General features: G+C 60.8%; 15 protein-coding genes. 6 read left to right on the forward strand and 9 right to left on the reverse strand.

The features are described 5' to 3' along the window. Positions 1 to 4 precede the first annotated feature (4 nt). Positions 5 to 796, forward strand: coding sequence for a lipoate--protein ligase family protein (locus DXY10_RS05850; RefSeq protein ID WP_115017078.1), 792 nt, complete (start codon positions 5 to 7; stop codon positions 794 to 796). Here DXY10_RS05850 and DXY10_RS05855 read toward each other — a convergent pair. Next, positions 748 to 2,037: a site-2 protease family protein gene (locus DXY10_RS05855; RefSeq protein ID WP_115017080.1), complete on the reverse strand. Its 1,290-nt coding sequence runs from the start codon at positions 2,035 to 2,037 to the stop codon at positions 748 to 750. The genes DXY10_RS05850 and DXY10_RS05855 overlap by 49 nt on opposite strands. Positions 2,038 to 2,119: 82 nt before the next feature. Here DXY10_RS05855 and DXY10_RS05860 point away from each other — a divergent pair, with 82 nt between their 5' ends. Both DXY10_RS05860 and DXY10_RS05865 read left to right on the forward strand, forming a co-directional pair. Beyond that, on the forward strand, positions 2,120 to 2,794 hold the full coding sequence (locus DXY10_RS05860; protein ID WP_115017082.1) for a phosphoribosylanthranilate isomerase: 675 nt from the start codon (positions 2,120 to 2,122) through the stop codon (positions 2,792 to 2,794). Between the two features lie 23 nt (positions 2,795 to 2,817). After that, entirely contained in the window at positions 2,818 to 3,351 is a 534-nt protein-coding gene (locus DXY10_RS05865; RefSeq protein WP_115017084.1) for a hypothetical protein, read from the forward strand. Between the two features lie 8 nt (positions 3,352 to 3,359). Here the strand turns inward: DXY10_RS05865 and folE are convergent, their stop codons facing one another. The 6 genes from folE to DXY10_RS05895 all read right to left on the reverse strand — a co-directional run bounded on the left by folE (position 3,360) and on the right by DXY10_RS05895 (position 8,696). After that, the gene (folE, locus tag DXY10_RS05870; RefSeq protein ID WP_115017086.1) at positions 3,360 to 4,124 is read right to left on the reverse strand and encodes a GTP cyclohydrolase I; all 765 of its coding nucleotides are present in this window, start codon (positions 4,122 to 4,124) and stop codon (positions 3,360 to 3,362) included. A gap of 11 nt (positions 4,125 to 4,135) precedes the next feature. Beyond that, a complete protein-coding gene (locus DXY10_RS05875) occupies positions 4,136 to 4,843 on the reverse strand; it encodes an SDR family oxidoreductase (protein ID WP_115017088.1) in 708 nt (235 codons plus the stop codon). A 24-nt stretch (positions 4,844 to 4,867) separates the two neighbouring features. Continuing rightward, positions 4,868 to 5,857, reverse strand: coding sequence for an acetyl-CoA carboxylase carboxyltransferase subunit alpha (locus DXY10_RS05880; protein ID WP_115017089.1), 990 nt, complete (start codon positions 5,855 to 5,857; stop codon positions 4,868 to 4,870). A gap of 24 nt (positions 5,858 to 5,881) precedes the next feature. Next, positions 5,882 to 6,922 (reverse strand): long-chain acyl-[acyl-carrier-protein] reductase, encoded by a 1,041-nt coding sequence (locus tag DXY10_RS05885; RefSeq protein ID WP_115017091.1) that lies wholly within the window; start codon positions 6,920 to 6,922, stop codon positions 5,882 to 5,884. Between the two features lie 143 nt (positions 6,923 to 7,065). After that, a complete protein-coding gene (locus tag DXY10_RS05890) occupies positions 7,066 to 7,797 on the reverse strand; it encodes an aldehyde oxygenase (deformylating) (protein WP_115017429.1) in 732 nt (243 codons plus the stop codon). 77 nt (positions 7,798 to 7,874) lie between these two features. Next, positions 7,875 to 8,696: a creatininase family protein gene (locus DXY10_RS05895; RefSeq protein ID WP_115017093.1), complete on the reverse strand. Its 822-nt coding sequence runs from the start codon at positions 8,694 to 8,696 to the stop codon at positions 7,875 to 7,877. 70 nt (positions 8,697 to 8,766) lie between these two features. Between DXY10_RS05895 and DXY10_RS05900 the strand changes: the two genes are divergently transcribed. The 3 genes from DXY10_RS05900 to pgeF are packed head-to-tail and all read left to right on the forward strand — an operon-like array spanning position 8,767 to position 11,803. Then, a complete protein-coding gene (locus DXY10_RS05900) occupies positions 8,767 to 10,086 on the forward strand; it encodes a S1 RNA-binding domain-containing protein (protein WP_115017095.1) in 1,320 nt (439 codons plus the stop codon). Next, positions 10,083 to 10,982 carry a Tab2/Atab2 family RNA-binding protein gene (locus DXY10_RS05905; protein ID WP_115017097.1) on the forward strand — a complete coding sequence of 300 codons (900 nt, stop codon included), beginning with the start codon at positions 10,083 to 10,085 and terminating at the stop codon, positions 10,980 to 10,982. The genes DXY10_RS05900 and DXY10_RS05905 overlap by 4 nt, the downstream gene beginning before the upstream one ends. Continuing rightward, on the forward strand, positions 10,979 to 11,803 hold the full coding sequence (gene pgeF, locus DXY10_RS05910; RefSeq protein WP_115017099.1) for a peptidoglycan editing factor PgeF: 825 nt from the start codon (positions 10,979 to 10,981) through the stop codon (positions 11,801 to 11,803). Before DXY10_RS05905 ends, pgeF begins: the two co-directional genes overlap by 4 nt. 31 nt (positions 11,804 to 11,834) lie before the next feature. Here the strand turns inward: pgeF and DXY10_RS05915 are convergent, their stop codons facing one another. Then, positions 11,835 to 13,523, reverse strand: coding sequence for an NAD(P)/FAD-dependent oxidoreductase (locus tag DXY10_RS05915; RefSeq protein ID WP_115017101.1), 1,689 nt, complete (start codon positions 13,521 to 13,523; stop codon positions 11,835 to 11,837). 32 nt (positions 13,524 to 13,555) lie between these two features. Beyond that, complete coding sequence (locus DXY10_RS05920) at positions 13,556 to 14,794, reverse strand: histidine kinase (protein ID WP_244281954.1); 1,239 nt, start codon at positions 14,792 to 14,794, stop codon at positions 13,556 to 13,558. Positions 14,795 to 14,799: the final 5 nt, after the last annotated feature.

Below are 14,799 nucleotides of genomic sequence, written 5' to 3' on the forward strand. Positions count from 1 at the left end.
TGCCATGCCAACCACCGCATCCTGCCGGCCGGACCCTCGCGGTATCGGCCTGAGGCTGCCGTTGCTGGAGCTGGATGGCAGCGAACAGATGGCGCTGGATGCCTGGCTGCTGGACCAATGTGTGCAGGACAGCCTTGGCTCACCGGTTCTGCGCTTCTACACCTGGCCCGGTGCCTGGTTGTCGCTTGGTCACCACCAAAAAGCTCAGCCCAGCCAGTGGGAACAGCAGGCCATGGCAGGAGCATTGCGACGGGTCCGCCGCCCGAGCGGCGGCGGTGCCGTCCTCCATGCCGCTGGGCTCACCTATGCCCTGATTTGGCCCCAAGCGCCAAGGGCACGGCGTGAGGCCTATCAGCGCACGAGCCGCTGGCTGATCAATGGCTTCACTCGTCTCGGTGTGCATTTGCAGCCGGGCCAATCGGATGCTTCAGCAGGCGAGACCAACTGCTTCGCAAGTTCCACAGCAGCAGATCTGGTGGATGATCAAGGCCACAAACGCATCGGCAGCGCTCAGTTCTGGCGGCGCGGCCACCTGCTTCAGCACGGCGAAATCATGCTCTCCCCACCAGTTTCTCTATGGAGAAGTCTGTTTGAGAGCAGTCCGCCGCCGCCGATCGAGCGGCTCCAAGCAGACGCCATCATTGGGGCACTGACTGCATCACTGCAGAGCCTGTGGCCGGACTGCTCCTGGCAAGACTTCAATCTGAACCAGGAGCAATGGCAGCAGGTGCAGAGCCAAAGCGCCGCCTATCGCTGGTCTCCAACAGGCTCGTCTTCCAACAACCCCGAAGCCTGAAGAGATTCCACTGCCTGAAGCAGTGGCAACCCGAAGGGATACCCATTCTGGCGACGAGCCGCCTCCAACATCTGAGGAGGCAATCGCAGGTTGAGGGCCTTGAGCACAGCCTCGCCCACATCCCCCCGTTCCAGGGTCCCCCCAGGCAAGCCTGCACGGTTGATCACCAGCAAGCGTCCCTGGGCACTGGACTCCAAGGCCAGCACAGCTTTCCACAACGGTTCGGCCTCTCGAATGGAGGGCAGGCTGTCGAGTGGCTGCACATGATCCGCCACCGTTTGCCGATCCCACTGCTGAACAGGCAGATCCCGCAACGGTGAATCGTTGATGGTTCCGAGCCAGCGGCCACCCCGGGTGACGAGCACCCAATCCGCAAGCCGAACATCAGCCTCATCCGTCCCCTGGCCGGCAGCCTCGCCTCCCAGCCGAAGTTCGCTCATCCGACGCAGAGGCTGATCGGCTTCCAGCACTCGGAAACGACGGGCCATCGCCGATCCCACCGTGAGCTGTCGCAGCACCTTCTGGAGCATTAAAACCTGGGTCTGGCTGCGGGAGGCACCCAGGCCAAACCAGCCGAGCATCACCAGCCAAAGGGCACTGATCCCACCGCCTCTGGCAAGGAACAACCACACACCGAGAAAAATCGCGAACAGCGACAGAAAACGACCAGTGGCGGTGGCCACCTGAATGCCCCGGCGTTGACTGCCGGTGAACTGCCACACCAGGGCTTTAAGAATCAACCCCCCGTCGAGGGGAAGACCCGGCAGCAAATTAAACAGAGCCAGCACCAGGTTCACCCCTGCCAACTGGAAGACAAGATTGCCGAGCAAGGCGCTGAGGTGGGAAGCGGAATGCCCTGATGCAAACAACATCAGCGACAAAACAAGACTCACCAGAGGCCCAGCGGCAGCGACTCGAAATGCCCCCATCGCAGTGGAACACTCGCGCTCAACGCTGGCCACACCTCCCAGCAAAAACAGGGTGATACTTCGCACCTTGACGCCTTCACGCAAGGCCACGAGGGAGTGACCAAGCTCATGCAGCAAGACAGACAAAAACAGCAGCAGCGCCGTGACCAGGCCAATCAACCAGGTCAGGCCCGGGGGAAGCAGCTGAGAGGCGGGCAACTCACTCAACTGATCCCTAAAGGCAAGGGTGGCCAGTGCCAGGATCAGAAACCAGCTGGGATGCACCCGCAGAGGAATCCCCCGGATACGCATCAGCTGCCAACCTTCACCCACGGGAGTCCTCCTTCGGGCCGCATTGAGGCCCTCTTGCTTCCAATCCTAGAAACTGCTTTCCAGCAGCCTCGCCCCTGCTTCCATGCCCCACTCCGCCGTTGCCGTCAAAATCTGCGGTCTCACCAACATCAGCCAGGCCGATGCGGTCGCAGAACTGGGGGCGCAAGCGATTGGCGTGATCGGAGTAGAAGGCTCACCTCGCTTCGTTGCTGAGGCCAAACGGCGCGAGTTGTTCAAGCATCTCCAGCACCACCATCCCGCTGTGGAGCGGGTGTGGGTTGTGGCGGATTTGGATGAGCAAACCCTTGATGCGGCGCTCAGCGGCGACGGGGTCCCCTCCGTGGTTCAACTCCATGGCGATGAATCACCACAACGCTGTGCGCAGCTGCGCAGCCGACACCCCTGCACCCGCTGGTGGAAAGCCCTGCGGCTGCGCCAAGCTGAGGACCTGGTGCGTCTGCAGGGATACGGGGCCTGCGTTGATGCGCTGCTGCTGGATGCCTGGAGTCCTGACCAACTGGGCGGCACAGGCCACCGACTCAATTTGGACTGGCTCGAGACGCTGGACCGCCATCGGCCCGCTTCACTGCCCTGGTGGCTGGCTGGAGGCATCAGTGCCGAATGGATCCCAAAACTGCTCGAGAAGGTACGTCCGGATGGCCTCGATGCCTCCAGCCGCCTGGAGATCGCACCCGGCATCAAGAACCTCACAAAAGTGCAGGCCCTGATCGAAGCCGCCAGCCAAAAGCACTCCTAGCGTGGGTCGACTGCACGCCAACCATGGGTTCTACCCAGCATCGATTAATACGCCTGGGACTGCGGAGCGGTCTGATCGCCTGCATCGGCGCCCCGGTGATGCTCTGTTCAGGTGCCAGCTATGGCCAAGGAATGTTGACGGGCTGCCGACTGGAGAATGGCAGTCTTCAGTGTGTGCCTGGGCTCACCGCCTCGCCTCAGCAACAGATTCAAGTGCTGGAAGGACAAATCTCTGCCGACCAAGAACAGGAAGGTCGGATCGAGCAAACCATTGCAGGACTGCATCACTTCGTCCTTGAGGGAGACGCCCGAGAAGGCACGCTGATCAGAGCCCAACTGAAGCTGGATGGCAGCAACATCGAATCGGTGCACATCCATTGGTATCGACGCGCTGGGAATGGCCCCTGGCAACTGGTGACGAATGACTCTGAAAGCACCTACAGACTCAAGCCTGAGGATGCTGGCCAAGCTGTCATGGCAGTCCTGACAGTGACCAACGAGCAGGGAAGCGTGAGCCGTGTCAAGAGCAACACGATTGGGCCCATTGTTGGGCCCTGAGGTGCCGATCAGGTGCTCAGCAGCGCTTCTTGTTGACGAACCAGTTCAAAGAATTCCTGCTTGAGACTGGGATCGTGGCGGAAGTCACCACGCACAACCGAATTCACCATGCTCGTCTGGGGTTCGCGCACACCACGCCACTTCATGCAGTAGTGCTGTGCCTTCACGATGATCCCAAGACCCTGAGGCTGACACAGGCGCTCGATCTCGTCAGCCAGGATCATCACCGCCTCCTCCTGAATATGGGGACGGGAGAACACCCAGTCGGCGACACGGGTGAACTTGGAAAGGCCGATGACGCGACTGCCTGGTTTGATCCCGATCCAGCAGTTGCCCATGATTGGCACGAGATGGTGAGAACAAGCGGAGCGCACCGTGATCGGTCCAACGGTGTAGATCTCGTCCAGCTCCTTGACGTTGGGGAAGCTGGCCACCTTGGGCTGCTGGTGGTAGCGCCCCTTGAAGACCTCATGCAGATACATCCGAGCGACTCGCTCAGCTGTCTCTTCAGTGTTGTGGTCGTTCTCGATATCGATCACAAGGGTGCGCAGCAAATCACGCACTCGATCAGACACCTCGCTCTCGAGAGCCTGCAGTTCACCAGGGAGGATGTAGTCGGCGATGTTGTCGTTCGCCAGGAAGGAGACACCGGCGGACTTGAGACGCGCACTGATCTGTGCCGAAACGGTCGGCACGAGTTCAGCAAGGTCCTGCTGGACCAGTGCCTTGTCACTACTGAGTCCGTTGCCGTTGGCTGGAAGCGTTGAAGTCATGAAAGGCGAAATCAGAAAGCGCCGGTGGATGGCATGAGGGTGAGGTCTTCGATCACCTGTGTTGCCGGTTGCTGAGCAAGGTGAAGAAGTGCTGCGGCTGCTTGCTCGAGGGGCAGCATGGCACGCCGGTCGAAAGAGCTTTCAACCGTGGAGCTGTCCCAGAGTGGCGAATCAACGGCACCGAGTGTGAGTGTGCAGGCACGAATGCCGTTCGTACGCTCTTCTTCGGCGAGACAACGGGTAAAACTCGCCAGCGCCGCTTTTGTAGTGCAATACGCACCCCATCCGGGAAACGCATTGCGAGCTGCATGACTACTGACGTTAATCACCAGGCCACCGGCACCGCGCATGGCAGGCACAACCGCAGCACACATCTGAAACGTGCTTGTGAGATTGAGCTGTAACAACCACTGCCAGCGCTCCAACGTCATCGCAAGCAAGTCGCCGGTGTAAGCGGCACCAGCGTTGTTGATCAACACGGATGGACGCAAACCTTGCGCGAGCAATTGATCAACCGCTGGCGCAATCGCTTCCGGATCACAAAGATCACAAGCGCGATAGACAACCCTGCGACCGGTGGGGGTGAGTTCCGCAGCAAGTGACTGCAGAGCAGCCTCACTACGGGAGAGCAGGAGGAGATCCCAACCTGCTTGAGCGAACGCTTGGGCGGCCGCATGGCCGATCCCCCGAGACGCTCCTGTGATCAATACAGACGGCAACGAGCCTCAGCAAGCCAGTAGACCCTAAACAGCCAGATCGTTTTCTGTTGTTCCAGCGGTGAGGACCCGACCCATCGCTCGGAACTTGCGATAGCGCTGATCACGCAACTCCTTGGAACTCAGGGACTCCAATTCACCAAGATGGCGCTCAATCGCCTCCTTCAGCACCTCACCAGCCTGGAGCGGAGCCCAGTTATTACCGCCTGCCGGCTCGGGAAGAACCTCATCGACCACACCGAGACTGCGCAGATCCGGGCCGGTGATGCGCAGGGCAGCAGCTGCCTCAGGAGCTTTGGCCGCATCACGCCAGAGGATCGAAGCGCAGGCTTCTGGGCTGGCCACGGTATAGACACTGTGCTGGAACATCAGCAGACGATCGGCCACACCGATCCCAAGAGCTCCACCAGAGCCGCCCTCGCCGATCACCGTGGCGATGACTGGAACCCGCAGTCGAAACATTTCCCTGAGGTTGACAGCAATCGCTTCCCCCTGCCCCTGCTCCTCGGCGAGCAGACCGGCATAGGCCCCTGGGGTATCGATGAAAGAAAGAATCGGCAGCCCAAAGCGATCGGCATGATCCATCAGGCGCATTGCCTTGCGATAGCCACCTGGCGTAGCCATCCCAAAATTACGAGCCACGTTCTCTTTGGTATCCCGCCCTTTCTGATGGCCGATTAACAGCACAGATCGCTGACCGATGCGACCAACCCCCCCGACAAGTGCCTGATCATCACTGCCGCGACGGTCGCCATGCAGTTCCACCCATTCATCGCAGAACATCTGGATGTAATCCAGCGTGCTGGGGCGGTGAGGGTGGCGAGCCACCTGGATCTTCTGTGCCGGAGTCAAGCTCGAGAAGATTTCCTCACGCCTTCGGGCAGCCAGGGTTTCAAGCTGCAGGAGCTGCTGACTCACATCCACTTCCGAACTGCGCGCCAAGTCACGGATCTGCTCAATCTGCTGCTCGAGCTCTACCAGAGGCTTTTCGAACTCAAGCAGGTGACGTCGGGCCATGGCAGAAGAGGGAGGAGTAAGGGTTCAGGCGGCAGCAGCCTGGAGCTGGGGGTTGAGATTGAGGGTGGAGAAACCGTGCCGCACGGACGCATCTCCGATGAAATCCATCTTCTCAAGCGTGATGTTGTTGCGTCCCCAGCTGAAATTGGTGTGGCAGGCCTCGAACTCAAGCAGCATTGCTTCTGCGAAGCAGGCAAACATCTGTCGTTGTGGCTTCTCCATCTCGGCAATCTCCATCATCGACCAGCCAATATCACTGCCGAATTCAACGATGCCACCTTTCAGAACATGCACTCCTGCACCTGCAATCTTGGCGTCCAAGTTCTTGGGATAACCACCATCAATCATGAGGCAGGGTTTACGGAGAGAAGCTGAATCAATCTCCAGCGTGCGGGGCATGCTGGCGACCCAAACCACGACATCCGCTTCCGGTAGAGCCTCCTCGAGTGACAGGATCCGTCCGCCGCCGAGTTCCTTCTGAAGATCCTGGAGAGGCTGTTGTTGACGGGCCACAAGCAGCAGCTCACCGACTCCAGTTCGATTCACAAGCCAGCGACACACCGCACTACCGATATCGCCAGTGGCTCCCACCACAGCCACTTTGGCGGTGTTGAGGGAAATCCCCAGCAAGGGAGCATTGTTCTCAACCTGCCGACTGATGACCCAGGCGGTATGGGTGTTGCCTGTTGTGAATCGCTCCCATTCGAGGGTGGTGCTGCGCACGTGCTGATGCTGCAGCAAGTTGAAATTCTCGAAAATGATCGAGGTAAAGCCACCCAGGGCGGTGATGTTGATGCCCTTCTTCTGGGCGAGCTCCATGGCGTTCAGCACCTTGCGACGCGCCGTCTTGAAGCGGCTGAGCATCTCAGGAACGAAGCAGGAATCGATGTAGGCGCCTTGGATGGTCTTGCCAGTGGCACTGGTGACCTCGACATGCTCAACCAGTTGTGGTGGTGCACTGCACCACACATCGAGATCACCTTCGGCAATGTGATCGAACCCAAGCTCGGAAGCTTTGCGCCTTGCGGCCTCAAAACTGGTGGAATGTCCGATCAGACCAAACATGTACCGCTGTCGATCAACAGATTGAGCTTCCCTTGCCGAAACGGCTTCAGGGTTAATGCGGCCATGCTCTCACGAAAGCATGTAGCGGAAGCTACGCGAGGCGAGCGCTGGCGGTCCAAATGCAACAGGACCGCCAGGCGGAATCAGACGGCGAGGGCGGCTGCAGCCATGCGGGCGATGTCACGGGAGGTGAAGCCAATCTCGTTCAGCGCCTCTTGATACGCAATCAGGAAATCCTCGATCAGGTCTTCCTTCTCCATATGGAGCACAGCGGCATCCTTCGCCACCTCTTCAAGCATGGAGCGGATCAGTGGCAGGTTGACCCGATTGGCCTCCATCAGCTCGTCTTTGCTGGTTTCGAAATTGGCCTTGAGCCACTCCTGGCCGTAATTCAGATGGGTGTACTCGTCCTTGACGACCCCTTCAGTGATCTTGCGGGCGAAAGGATCGGCGACAGGGATATAAATGTGATAGGCCGAGATCGCAAAGGCCTCGATCAAGAGGGCCTGGATCAAGAGGCAGGTCACGACCTTGCCGTCCTTCAGAGCCTGTTGGAAATTCCCGTGCAAGGGAGCAAAGAAGGTGCGTGCGAAATCCATATCCGCGGCCACGCCCAGGTTGTTGCCGCAAGCGGTGAACCCCTTCATGTGCTTCATCTCCATCCTGGCCAGGCCCTTGAGCTCATCAGCCTGCTCGGGAATCAAGGTGCCGAGGGAGATGTAGTTGTCATGCGCTTCCTGCTCGCCCTCAATCACGATCGCGTTGATGCGGCTGTAGGCATCTTTGTAAGCCGCACTGCTGAAATCAGGCAACTGAATAGCAGTTGCGTCCTGATCACTGATGGCAGCGACCTCAGGCGAGTTGAGGGTCGGCATGGGTCGTTCCGCTAAGTAGGCAATGCGAACGACTGTAACCAGCACAACCACGATTGGCTCGTCTTAAGCCCAGGAGATCACGAGCTGAGAACAGAATCAACAGGGGGCCAGGCACTGGCAAGAAGGCTGAGAAACAAGTGCTGCCAGTGCTCAACAACGGTTTTTTCCAGCTGACGTCCGAGCTCAGCGGAGGCACCGCGGCTATCGCCCACGACTCCCGTTCGACTGAGATCGGCGGTCAACCAGGCGAAGGGAGCCGCCCCCTCCAGGCTCCATCCATCCGGAGGCGTCGCAGCGGCTGAAGGGTGGCGATGCTCACCATCCACGGGGCGCTGGTCACGCACCAAAGACGGTTCCAGCGCCAGCATCAAACTCGTTTCAGCCAGGCCGGCATGGAGACCACTATCCCCCTCCGGAAGCGGGAGCAGCTCCTTCAGACCAGGCACCCCACTCCAGAGAAAACAAGGAAGGACTGCCATGGTGGGGGTCTGCGCCCTTAGCTCCCTCGCCGCGGCCTGAAGCAATCCGATTTGGCCGCCATGGGCATTAAAGAGAACAAGACGGCGAACTCCCAGATCAGCAAGCTGACGCCCCACTGTCTCGACCAAACGGATCAGAAGATCGGACGGAAGAGAGAGCGTTCCGGGAAAGCCGACATGCTCTGGAGAGAAGCCGATGGCCTGCACAGGCAGCCGCCAGATTGGGGTATCAGGGGCTAGCCCCGACAGAATCTGATCAAGCATCCGATCCGCAAAGAGAGCATCTGTTGACAGAGGCAGATGGGGACCATGCTGTTCAAGAGCACCGAAGGGCCAGACAACGGTGGCCCCTTCTCGCTGGAGCTGCTCAGCGACCTCCGGCCAGGGGAGGCACTCAAGCCATCGCTGCGGGCTAGACATTGGACATCAGGTTGGCAGCAGACTCCCACCCTGCCTGTCAGACTGCTCGATCGACGAGTACCAGGGGCCCATGGCCGGATCAGGCAGCCCGCAGCCCAAACAACCCAAGGCCCAACCGCCTTCCGCCGAGGGGCCGCGCAAGCCCCCTCAGGTGATGCAGATCACCCGAAGGGAAGAGCAGGACCGGCTGCGCCGCGAAGCCGATGAAGCCAGAGCAGCTGCAGAAGCCGCCGTACAAAAGGCTCGTGCGCTGGAGCAAGCAGCGCAGGACGCTGGGGCTGCAGGCGGAAACACAGCCCAGCCTCCGACGCGTCCAAACGCTCCCAGCGTTGGGGATGACGCTTTGTTTGACACCTCCGAATTGGAGGGTCTATCGATGGCCGACCTGCTCGGCCCCTCTGACCGCAGCCCTCGGGCCGGGAACCAGCGCAGATCTGCTGGCTCCACCGCTTCCGCTTCTTCTGAAGACAGCCGTGCGCAGGCCCGCAGCCACAGCGTGGACGACTTCGACTTCGACGAAGAAGCATTCCTGGCGGCCCTCGATCAGAACGAGCCCATCGGCACAACCGGTGATGTCGTCGCTGGCACCGTGATTGGCCTTGAGAGCGATGGTGTCTATGTCGACATCGGCGGCAAAGCTCCGGGTTTCATGCCCAAAAGTGAATGCGGCCTGGGCGTGATCACCAACCTGAAGGAACGCTTTCCCAAAGGGCTCCAGGTGGAGGTGCTGGTCACCCGTGAACAGAACGCCGATGGCATGGTGACCATTAGCTGCCGCGCCTTGGCACTGCGTCAGAGCTGGGACAAAGTGAAGCTGCTGGAATCAGAAGGCAAGGTTGTCCAGGTGAAAGTGAGCGGATTCAACCGCGGCGGTGTGACCTGCGAACTGGAAGGCCTGCGTGGCTTTATCCCGCGCTCCCAGCTGCAGGACGGCGAAAATCACGAAGCACTCGTTGGCAAAACCCTTGGTGCAGCCTTCCTTGAGGTGAATTCAGAAACCCGAAAACTGGTGCTCTCGGAGAAAAGAGCAGCCACCGCCGCCCTCTTCTCCGAATTGGAAGTGGGCCAACTGGTGGAAGGTCACGTGGTGGCAGTCAAGCCCTACGGCTTCTTTGTTGACCTCGGTGGAATCAGCGGTCTGCTGCACCAGTCAGTGGTCACAGGCGGCAGCATGCGCTCCTTACGAGAAGTATTCGATCATGGCGATGCCGTGAAAGCCCTGATCACCGAGCTTGACCCGGGCAGAGGACGCATCGCCCTCAACACTGCCATGCTCGAGGGTCAGCCCGGTGAACTTCTGGTTGAGAAAGACAAAGTGATGGCCGAAGCCGTCGATCGAGCCAATCGTGCTCGTAACGTCCTCAGACAACAAGAACAATCAGCCGGATGATCACGGCCGACCAGCCCGCCAGCACCTCCCTGGATCGCCAGGCCGATTGGGAGCTCGATTTCTATTCCAGGCCGATCCTTGAACCGGATGGAAAGAAACGCTGGGAACTGCTGATTAGCAGCACACCTTTGCTGAACGGTGGCCAACCCTTTCGCTATTCGCGGCGCTGCCCTGCTGGAGAGGTGAATTCCACCTGGCTTGCCGCCGCCCTACGCGATGCCTTGGCCACCGCGGGAGCTGAAGGCTGGAAACCACCCAGGCGTCTGCGCTCCTGGCGAAGCGCCATGCGAACGATGGTGCAGCGGGCCGCCGCTGAACTCGACCTTGAAGTCGTGCCGAGCCGTCGCACCTATGCCCTGATCGACTGGATGGTTGAACTTGAGCGGGATGTCTACCCCCAAGAAGAGGGATTCATGGCGGGCCCCCTGGCGCCGCCACCCGTTCCAGTCAGCACCCCTGCGGTTCCTCTACCCGACGCCATCTGTGGTGACGCCTGGAGCTGGGCCAACCTTCCCCTTGGCAGCCTGGCCGAAGCAGGAGAATGGCCCATGGGATTCAATGGCCTGCTGCCGATCGACCCAGAGCTTGATCCAGACCTTCCCATCCCTGGCCTCCGCCTGTTCAGTCGCACCCGGGCCCTAGCCATCGCAGGCTGGCTGGGGGGGCTCGAACCAGTACGCCTACGAATCGATGGCCAGCAGCTCGTCCTGGATGCCGGCCAGGACGACAGTTGGCTGGTCACCGACCTCGACGCCAGCGGCACCGCGGCGGCCAAGGAAGCCCTCAGCCTGACGCGGGACCAAGCCGGCGGACTGCAGTTCATCGCCGTCCAGACCACCCCAGACAACCCCCGTTTTGAAGGCTTCTGGATGCTTCGGGATCAACCCGAGCCATGAGCAGGGCCGAGGAGACTGATCCTGATCCCTTCATCTCTCCAGACAGCACCTTTAACAGCCTTCCTGGCTGGACCTGGATCGGCTGTTATGGGGGGTATTACCTCAGCTGTGACCTGCTTGAAACCGCAGGCTTCGAGCAGGGCTTTTTCACCCGTCGCTGGCAAGGTCGAGAACCCGACGAGCTCGCCACTTACCTGTCGGCCGGCATCACGGTGCATCGTCCAAAGCAGGTGCACGGCAACACAGTGCTCGAGGCCACTAGCGCCGATCGCCCCCCCTGGCCGGATGCTGATGGTCTGGTCAGTGATCGTGGCAGTCAAAGCCTTTGGGTCTGTGGGGCGGACTGCACACCGGTTCTGCTCGCCGACCCAGAAAGCGGTCATGTCGCCGCCTGCCATGCCGGCTGGCGAGGTGTTGCCAGCGGCATCCTGCGGGAAGCGATCCAGCGGCTTGAGCAGCGTGGCGGCGGACGAGGACAACTACTCGTGGCGCTTGGTCCGGCGGTCAGCGGACAGTGTTATCAAGTTGAACAACCGGTTGCCGAGCAGGTGATGGCCTCTTTGGGGGGCGACGGGCAACGCGAACAGATTGACCCTGGCCTACGCGAACGCATCGTTCTCAACGATCCTGAGCGAGACCGCTGTCGTCTCGACATCCGAGCCGCGGCCTCAGCCCAGCTGCAGGCGGCCGGCATCAGGGCAGAGCACATCAGCCTGTGCCCTCTTTGCACCGTCACAGAAGCATCCTTGTTTCACTCGTGGCGAAGGGATCAGGTGAAGGCCGTGCAATGGAGTGGCATCGTCTCCCAAGCAGCGATCTGATCTGTTCAGTGATCTCCCAGCGTTGTCTGGATCAACGCTGGGAGATCAGACGCAGGGCCACCGCCTCAGCGGCCCTGATGCCGTCGATCGCAGCAGAGAGGATCCCACCGGCATAGCCGGCACCCTCTCCTGCTGGAGTGAGGCCGGCTGTGTTGACCGATTCGCAGTGGTCATTACGAGGGAGACGCACCGGCGATGACGTGCGTGTCTCCACTCCGGTGATCAGGGCGTCAGGATGGTCATAGTCTTTGAGACGACGCCCAAAGACCGGCAAAGCCTCCTGCAGCGCCGCGATCATGCCCACAGGCAAGGCCTGGCGCAGATCCGCAGGCTTCACCCCTGGCTGATAGGAGGGGGTGATGCTGCCGAGTTCTGTGCTGGGGCGGTCGGCCAGAAAATCCTCTAAACGTTGTGCGGGAGCGCTGTAATCGCAACCCCCTAGGGCGAAGGCCCTCTCTTCAAGAGCCTGCTGGAAGGCAACTCCAGCCAGCGGGTCCCCTGGGAAGCGTTGATGAGGTGCCAGATCCTCCTCAAGCACAGGCATCACAAGCCCGCTGTTGGCATTGCGCTCGTTACGAGAGTGCTGACTCATGCCATTGGTCACCACCCGCCCCGGCTCACTGGTGGCCCCCACCACCATCCCACCGGGACACATGCAGAAGCTGTAAACACATCGGCCATTCGTGGCATGGTGCACAAGCTTGTACTCCGCCGCACCCAACCGAGGATGGCCGGCCTTGCCTCCCCAACGGGCCTGATCGATGAGCGTCTGCGGATGCTCGATCCTGAAGCCCACCGCGAAGGGCTTTGCAAGCATGGCCACCCCCTGCTTCTCGAGCATCGAGAAGGTGTCACGGGCGGAATGGCCGGGAGCCAGCACCGCCTGCTGACAGGCCAACCGACTGCCATCTGCCAAGCGCAGACCCACTAAACGTTGCCTTGGGCCGGCAGCATCCCCCGATCCCTGCTGATCCTGGGGCTCGAGCAGGGGTTCAAGAATCAGCTCCTGTACTTTCGCCCCGAAGCGCACCTCCCCGCCAAGCTGCTCGATCCGGGCCCGCAGACCACGAACCACGGTGGCGAGTTTGAACGTACCGATATGGGGACGATGCACCGTGAGGATCTCCGGGTTGGCGCCGCTCGCAACCAACTCCTCAAGAACCTTGCGGCCATAGTGCTCCGGGTCACTCACCTGGCTGTAAAGCTTGCCGTCTGAGAAGGTACCTGCCCCACCTTCCCCGAACTGCGCGTTCGATTCGGGCTGCAAAGGCCCCTGGCCACGCCAGAAACCAAAGGTATCAGCAGTGCGCTGTTTCACGGGCTGGCCGCGCTCAAGCAGCAGCGGCCGGAAGCCCATCTGGGCCAGCAAAAGAGCCGCGAAATAGCCGCATGGCCCCGCACCGATCACAACAGGTCGACTTTGGCCATCGAGCCCGAAACCAGCCGGAGCCTGCACAACAAGCTCGTAGCCCATATCGGGCGCGATCCGCAGACGCTGATCGTCGCGATGCTTCTTGAGCAGCGCCGCCTCTCCACGCACCTCCACATCCACGCTGTAGATCAATTGGATGCGCTCATGGCGACGCGCATCGATGCTGCGCTTGATCAAGCGATGGTTCAGCAATCGATCTGGTGGAATGCGTAGGCGCCGCAGAAGCGCTGCCTCAAGATCCTGAGGGCCATGGTCGAGAGGCAGACGCACCTCGGTCAAGCGCAACACCGGCGTCTACTGCCTCAGTCATCCTCAAAACTTTACTGAGCCGGGATCAGGCGGGTTTCAGCCACCCCGGTAGGGGCACGTCCCGGACGCAGAGCGAAATCACTGGCCACACCGTCCAATCGGGCTGACCCTCCCTCGCGCCGCAGAGCGATCGCCTTGCAGAGCGAGACCGGCTGAGCAGAAGGGGCTAGCCAGGCCAGGGGGTCCCGAGTGCCATCACTGGCCAGGGGAGATGGGCCAATACTGGTGAGGGCCAGCACCCGGGCGGTTTCAAATCCGGCGGCGGCAACCAAATCGGGGGCATAGCCCCAGCGCTGTGAAAAGGCTTTGGTGAAGCCATTCCAGCCAGGGCCATGGGCCGGCTGGCTCAGCACAATCTGAGGCCAAGGCTGGGGAGAGACAGCAGAGGCTTGGGTACTGCTGAGCAACCAAATCCAACCGGGATCACGACCACTGACTAGTCCGATCTGACGCTCGCGGAGTGCGACTGCGAGGTCGCCATCAGGAGGAGCCGCCACCACCAAGGCATCAGGACCAAGCCAGTCAAGATCCTTGGTGAGCAGAGCCCAGCGTTCCCGATCACCCGGTGTGATCGACTGGACACCGTTCTGGGTGTACGAAAGCACCGTGCCGCCGAGGCCCTCAAACAGCTCTGCGAAGGGTTGAGCGACGTCCCCCTCCAAAGCCGTGGGATCACTCACCACCATCACTCGGGTCCAGCCACGATCGATGGCAGCCTTGGCAAGGGCTCTCAGGTCGTCCTGCCGAGACGGCAGCAAGGGCAACAGTCGACCCTGCTCATCAAGACCGCTGAGGCTGTCAAGAGAGGGGCCGCGCTGATGCCCCAGCAAGACGCGCGCATCACCAGCCTGCGCCAACCGGCTGAAGCGACGCAGATCAGCCGCATAGGGCGCCACCACCAGAGACGGCACAACCGGTTGATTGTCAGCATCTCGAGCGAAGAGAGCGGTCGGATCCTGATCCCAGCCAAGGGAATGAATCACGATTGCAACAGGATCCGCCCCGCAAGCACGCACCGCCTGCTCACCGAGCACAAGCCCCTGCAGAAAGGATTGCCGTGCGCTTTCAAGTCCCTCAGGGATCACCAGAACCACGGGAGCGGTGATCTGTCGGCTGGCAGCCATGGCCTGGCAACCCACAACGCTGGCCACCACAAATAGAGCTGAACGCCAACGCAAGGACGACAACCTTCTGAACCACGATGGCCGCTGAGTGTTGTCGTTGGGGTCCGCCTCGGGGGGAAGGGCCATGGGGG

This window comes from Synechococcus sp. UW140, from assembly GCF_900474295.1.
Classification (GTDB): Bacteria; Cyanobacteriota; Cyanobacteriia; order PCC-6307; family Cyanobiaceae; genus Synechococcus_C.

Excerpts from the sequence above, each read along its gene's own strand:
- DXY10_RS05850 (WP_115017078.1), top strand. The coding sequence starts at position 5 with ATGCCAACCACCGCATCCTGCCGGCCGGACCCTCGCGGTATCGGCCTG.
- DXY10_RS05860 (WP_115017082.1), top strand. The coding sequence starts at position 2,120 with ATGCCCCACTCCGCCGTTGCCGTCAAAATCTGCGGTCTCACCAACATC.
- DXY10_RS05865 (WP_115017084.1), top strand. The coding sequence starts at position 2,818 with ATGGGTTCTACCCAGCATCGATTAATACGCCTGGGACTGCGGAGCGGT.
- folE (WP_115017086.1), bottom strand. The coding sequence starts at position 4,124 with ATGACTTCAACGCTTCCAGCCAACGGCAACGGACTCAGTAGTGACAAG.
- DXY10_RS05880 (WP_115017089.1), bottom strand. The coding sequence starts at position 5,857 with ATGGCCCGACGTCACCTGCTTGAGTTCGAAAAGCCTCTGGTAGAGCTC.
- DXY10_RS05885 (WP_115017091.1), bottom strand. The coding sequence starts at position 6,922 with ATGTTTGGTCTGATCGGACATTCCACCAGTTTTGAGGCCGCAAGGCGC.
- DXY10_RS05890 (WP_115017429.1), bottom strand. The coding sequence starts at position 7,797 with ATGCCGACCCTCAACTCGCCTGAGGTCGCTGCCATCAGTGATCAGGAC.
- DXY10_RS05895 (WP_115017093.1), bottom strand. The coding sequence starts at position 8,696 with ATGTCTAGCCCGCAGCGATGGCTTGAGTGCCTCCCCTGGCCGGAGGTC.
- DXY10_RS05900 (WP_115017095.1), top strand. The coding sequence starts at position 8,767 with ATGGCCGGATCAGGCAGCCCGCAGCCCAAACAACCCAAGGCCCAACCG.
- DXY10_RS05905 (WP_115017097.1), top strand. The coding sequence starts at position 10,083 with ATGATCACGGCCGACCAGCCCGCCAGCACCTCCCTGGATCGCCAGGCC.
- pgeF (WP_115017099.1), top strand. The coding sequence starts at position 10,979 with ATGAGCAGGGCCGAGGAGACTGATCCTGATCCCTTCATCTCTCCAGAC.
- DXY10_RS05920 (WP_244281954.1), bottom strand. The coding sequence starts at position 14,794 with ATGGCCCTTCCCCCCGAGGCGGACCCCAACGACAACACTCAGCGGCCA.